This window comes from Dapis hubbardiae BLCC-M172, assembly GCF_050016015.1.
Classification (GTDB): Bacteria; Cyanobacteriota; Cyanobacteriia; order Cyanobacteriales; family Microcoleaceae; genus Trichodesmium.
On record NZ_JBNHEQ010000181.1, the window covers coordinates 6,105 to 11,374 of the forward strand.

The following is a 5,270-nucleotide window of genomic DNA, read 5'->3' on the forward strand; positions in this document are numbered from 1 at the left end:
CCTTGATAAATGCGAGAAATTATCTTTTTTAGGTCTGAGGAAGTGGGGAGTAGTAGAAACTTAATCTATACAGAAATGGAACGGATATATTTTTTGATGACTTACTCAAAGGAATTAGTATTAAATTAAAATTCATACCAATTCAACGAAATAATTTCACTCTGATTAATTGTGAACTAAAATACAATAATTATTAACATTAAACTACAAAAAAACAGAATTACTAATCATGTTTGCGCCCTATTCCTATACCTAACCCACTAAATAAAAATAATCCCAATAATATTGAAGGTTCGGGAACTGTTCCTACTCTTTCAAAAGCTATAGTTGTACCAAACAAAAGATCGCCATTTCCGTCAAAAATTCTATCCAAAGACTCAATAAAATTAGGTTGAATTAAAACATCAGAAATAACTTTACCTCCAGGAAAAGTTGTCTGACAACCAGTTGGTGAATTATTTCCTACATAACTATTTTGGAACAAAGAAAGATTAACTTCACAGCTAAAAGTATCTAGATTGTTAGTATTAATAACTTGTTGAGATTGAGGGCGATCGCATAAACCTAGTAAGGAAGTTTCATCAAGGAAACGATTTATACTAATAGTAACTTGAGAGTCATTATTACTGAAAAAAGAATACAACCGCACCCGAAAAGGGAATCCACCTGTTCTTTGTTCTAAATAAACAGTTTCTGTGTTTTCCATCAACTCATCCCCAACAAGTTTAACCCCACAGTTAGACATTGTAATTGGAGGAACAATTGGGTTACTGGCAACTTGTTTTGTATTATCAAATAAGCCTGTAAACCATTCTGATACCTGGTTAAATTGAAATGAAATTGGGGGTGTAGATGTTATAGTTGCACCTTGACTTTTTTGTGTAAAAATAACATTTATAAACAGAAAGCTTAGAGTGGAAATTTTAAGTAGATTTTTCTGCATTTTCTTACTTATACTTGTTTTGACTAAAAATTTATTCTTAAGTTACCTTTAAATTTCACACGAATTATCATAGAGTATTTTTCAAGGTAATGAAGTATATTTTTAGAGAATTTGTAACAATTAAGCTTTTCCCTAATAGAAAATATTTGCTACGGATATTTCAGATCATGTACTTCAATCTATACTTTGAAATTGTACTTCAGTATTTCCATACTTTAGTAATCCTATTTCATTTGAACTTACTAACTGCCGAATCCTGAATGTAATCTCTATTTACTCTTTTATATTATATAGTTCCCCAGATTTTTTTACCTCATCAAGTTATAAAATACTGTATATTCCTAGCTGTAATTTAAAATTTAAACTCGTGAACTTAACCACTAAAATTATTAACGCTAAAATTCCTGGTTATCAAAACCTACAGCAAATTTTAATCAATTCTCATGGCAAAATTGAGCAAATTATTTCTCAGACTGAAAAACTTTTGCCTACTACATCTAATACTATTGATGTTAAAGAAGACTGGGTTTCTCTAGGTGGAGTTGACTTACAAATTAATGGTGCTTTAGGTTTACCTTTTCCTGAAGTAGATGAAACTTCCATAACTAAAATAGATGAAATTTCTCAATATTTATGGCAACAAGGAATAGACGCTTTTTTACCTACTATTGTCACTACTTCTATAGATAATATTCAGCGATCGCTCCGAATCTTCCACAATTTGGCCTCTCAACCTCCACAGCAAGAAAGGGCAAAAATTCTAGGGGTACATTTAGAGGGACCTTTTTTGAATCCAGAAAAGCGGGGCGCTCATCCTAACGAATACTTATTACCATTAACTCTAGAAAATGTCAAACAAGTAATTGGCGATTATGCTCAGACAGTTAAAATTATCACTTTGGCGCCGGAATTAGACAGTACAGAAACAGTAATTCCATACTTAAAAAATTTAGGAATTACAGTTAGTTTAGGGCATTCTCAGGCTACAGCAAATCAAGCAGAAGTAGCTTTTAAATTAGGAGCTTCAATGGTGACTCATGCTTTTAACGCCATGCCGAGTTTACATCATCGAAAACCGGGTTTATTAGGAGCAGCAATTACAAATTCTGAGGTTATGTGCGGTTTAATTGCTGATGGTAATCATGTCTGTTCAACAATGATAGAAATTTTGTTGAAAGCAAGTCAATATCAGCAGGGAATATTTTTGGTTAGTGATGCTTTAGCACCTTTAGGATTAGCTGATGGAATTTACCCTTGGGATACTAGAGAAATAGAAGTTAAAAATGGTACGGTTAGATTACAAGATGGAACTTTAGCAGGAACGACTTTACCTTTATTGGTTGGAGTTAAGAATTTGCTGAAGTGGGGAGTTTGTGATGTTGAGACGGGAATTTATTTGGCGACTATTGTGCCTCGGAAAGCTTTAGGAATGGATAGTGAAATTGTTGGTAAGTCTGGGAAAAATTTATTAAGATGGCGAGTAAATAATGTAGGGTTTTGGTCTCCAAACCCACCAGAAATAGAGTTGACTTGGCAGAGAATAATTAATAATGGATAATGAAAACTATCTCTAAGTAGGTAGGTAAAAAAATTTACAACATGGAAAATCCAACTCTAGAAGAATATGACCAAAAAATAATGTCTCAAGTCTCCCCTTTCAAAGGGATGAAAAAAAATAAATTCAGTATTTTAAGTCTCCCTATTCCATAGAGGTACTGATAACTGATAACTGATAACTGATAACTGAAATGATAGTCCTTGGAAAGAAGCATTAGATATTTACTTTTCCGAATTGATGGCTTTCTTTTTTCCTGTTACGGCGGCAAGGGTTCAGGAATTTGGAGAAAAGATGGGTGATGAATTGTTAGGAGTGGTGGAGATTTTGCGGGAGTTGTTTGGTGAGGAGGTGCAGTGGGATTTTAATGTGGTGAAGAGAGATTTTGAGAAAGCGTTGAAAGGGGAGGGGTGGAAATTGAAAAAGCGAGATTTGGATTTGATTTATCAGATTTTTACTGAGAAGGATGAGGGGGGGGAAGGTGTTATTTTGAAGCGGACGAAAAAGGGAGTTGTTTATCAACCGGATGTGGAATTGAGAGATACTGAAAATGTACCCTTGAAAGAAGATATTGAGGAATATTTTCAGAGGGAAGTTTTGCCTCATGTTCCTGATGCTTGGATAGATTTTGATAAGGTGGTGAGGGGTTATGAGATTTCCTTTACTAAGTATTTTTATAAATTTCAGAAGTTGCGGAGTTTGGAGGATATTGTGGAGGAACTTTTAGAGTTGGAAAAGGAAACAGAAGGAATGTTGAAAGAGATTATTTATTAGTAACTGACACAGCTAAAATAGTGCAATAGTAGGGGCGGGTTTTAGCTAGAATTTTCATGCTTATTCTAATATTTATATAAACCCGCCCCTAGGAAGGTGGGTATATCATTCGGGGCGGGTTTATTTGACTCAATGTGAAAACTCCTTGTACGGACGCCCTTATGCAACGTCCCTATGGTGAAACCCGCCCCTACAGAGTCTGATTTGCTAATGCACTGATGAAACTGTCCAGTAGGGTGCGTTAGGCGACTACTATCTGGATAAATAATTAATTAATCCCAAGACGTCGCCGTAACGCACCTAATTAGTCAAAAATTAATTCTACTAATGGTGCAAAACGCACCCTACCTCTTGGGAAAATTTTAGTTTTTTTAATTAGGAGGTTTTGGGAAAATATGGTTGATTTGAATTGGCAAAAATATCCGGTTTATAAAAGTTCGGGTATTGAATGGTTGGGGGATATTCCTGAACATTGGGAAGTCAAAAAAATTAAAAGAATTACTCAAACACACAAGCAAGGGTATTACACAGAAAACCCTTACATTGATGAAGGAGTAAAATTAGCAAGAATTACTGATATTGATGATTTTGGAAATGTCTCATTTGAAAATATGCCTTTTGTTGAAATTTCTGACAAAGACGAAAAATTATTTCGACTAAAAAAGGGAGATTTCCTATTTGCTAGAAGTGGAACTATTGGACGTTTTGGGTTAGTTAGTTATCTTGAGCGTTCCGTTTTTGCGTCTTATTTAATTAGATTCAGATTTAAACATGTTAAACCAGAGTTTTTGAAATTTGCTTTTAGTTCTTCTTTTTTTAAAGAAAGTCTTATCAGTACATTGCATGGAGGAGCTAATAAGAATGTACACGCTGAAAATATAAAAGAACAGATATTAGTTATTCCACCTATTTCAGAACAACAAACGATCGCCAATTTCCTAGATGAAAAACTCGCCCGAATAGATGAATATCTTGCCAAAAAACAACGGATGATAGAACTACTAAAAGAACAGAAAACCGTTATTATTAATCAGGCAGTTACTAAAGGTCTTAACCTAGATGTTCCGATCAAATATTCTGGCATTGAATGGTTAGGAGAAATACCCGAACATTGGGAGGCGAAAAAGTTGAAATATTTGGTTGAAGGAAAACTTAAGTACGGAGCAAATGAGGAAGCAAAGTCAGCAGATAAAAGTCAACCTCGTTATATTATAATTACTGACTTTGACGGAGATGGAAAACTTAGAGATGAGACTTTTAGAAGTTTATAAATTAATTTAGCTAAAGACTATCTTTTATCAGAAGGTGATATTATTTTTGCTAGAAGTGGGGCGACAGTCGGGAAAACTTTTCAATTTAAAGATTATTCTGGTTTAGCTTGTTTTGCAGGATATCTAATTAAAGCAATTCCTAAAGAATCTATTATTTTAAGCGACTATTTATATCTGTTTACCAAGTCAGAAGTTTACGATATATGGAAAACATCTATTTTTATCCAAGCAACAATTCAAAATATCGGAGCCGATAAATACTCATGTCTTTCTGTTTCACTTCCTCCAATTTCCGAACAAACAGAAATAGTGTCATTCATTGAAACAAAATCAGAAAAAATTGAGCGATCGCTCGCCACAATAGAAAAAGAAATAAAATTAATCCAAGAATATCGAACAACTCTAATTTCTGAAACAGTGACAGGAAAAATAGATGTAAGAAAATATCGCCCTTCCAACCAGAAAAGCAAAACTTTTTCCGAATAAATTCATTAATGTCAACCATAACGACTAAAGTTATAATGTAGTAGGTTGGGTTTTGCTCCGCAACATGAAAAGCGGAGTGCACCCCAACAAAAAGCAAATTTTCTATATCTATATATATGTACCTGCTAAATTTTCCAGTTTTGGCAAATAGGTAAATCTGAAATTTTCCCTTTCTCCAGCAAACCAAAATTTTCTATATCTATATATATGTACCTGCTAAATTTTCCAGTTTTGGCAAATA

At 33.9% G+C, this 5,270-nt stretch carries 5 protein-coding genes; 4 read left to right on the forward strand and 1 reads right to left on the reverse strand.

Translation table 11 applies throughout. The features are described from left to right. Nucleotides 1–223: 223 nt before the first annotated feature. Entirely contained in the window at nt 224–943 is a 720-nt protein-coding gene (locus tag ACP6PK_RS16305) for a chromophore lyase CpcT/CpeT (protein WP_426560851.1), read from the reverse strand. 367 nt (nt 944–1,310) lie between these two features. Here ACP6PK_RS16305 and nagA point away from each other — a divergent pair, with 367 nt between their 5' ends. The 4 genes from nagA (at nt 1,311) to ACP6PK_RS16325 (ending at nt 5,029) form a co-directional block, all read left to right on the forward strand. Continuing rightward, nucleotides 1,311–2,501: an N-acetylglucosamine-6-phosphate deacetylase gene (gene nagA / locus ACP6PK_RS16310; RefSeq protein ID WP_426560853.1), complete on the forward strand. Its 1,191-nt coding sequence runs from the start codon at nt 1,311–1,313 to the stop codon at nt 2,499–2,501. 237 nt (nt 2,502–2,738) lie between these two features. Continuing rightward, complete coding sequence (locus ACP6PK_RS16315; RefSeq protein WP_426560855.1) at nt 2,739–3,272, forward strand: hypothetical protein; 534 nt, start codon at nt 2,739–2,741, stop codon at nt 3,270–3,272. A gap of 395 nt (nt 3,273–3,667) precedes the next feature. Next, complete coding sequence (locus ACP6PK_RS16320) at nt 3,668–4,543, forward strand: restriction endonuclease subunit S (protein ID WP_426560857.1); 876 nt, start codon at nt 3,668–3,670, stop codon at nt 4,541–4,543. Next, entirely contained in the window at nt 4,544–5,029 is a 486-nt protein-coding gene (locus ACP6PK_RS16325) for a restriction endonuclease subunit S (RefSeq protein ID WP_426560938.1), read from the forward strand. Nucleotides 5,030–5,270 lie beyond the last annotated feature (241 nt).

Coding starts and splice junctions, on each gene's coding strand:
- ACP6PK_RS16305 (WP_426560851.1), bottom strand. CDS start 943: ATGCAGAAAAATCTACTTAAAATTTCCACTCTAAGCTTTCTGTTTATA.
- ACP6PK_RS16320 (WP_426560857.1), top strand. CDS start 3,668: ATGGTTGATTTGAATTGGCAAAAATATCCGGTTTATAAAAGTTCGGGT.
- ACP6PK_RS16315 (WP_426560855.1), top strand. CDS start 2,739: ATGGCTTTCTTTTTTCCTGTTACGGCGGCAAGGGTTCAGGAATTTGGA.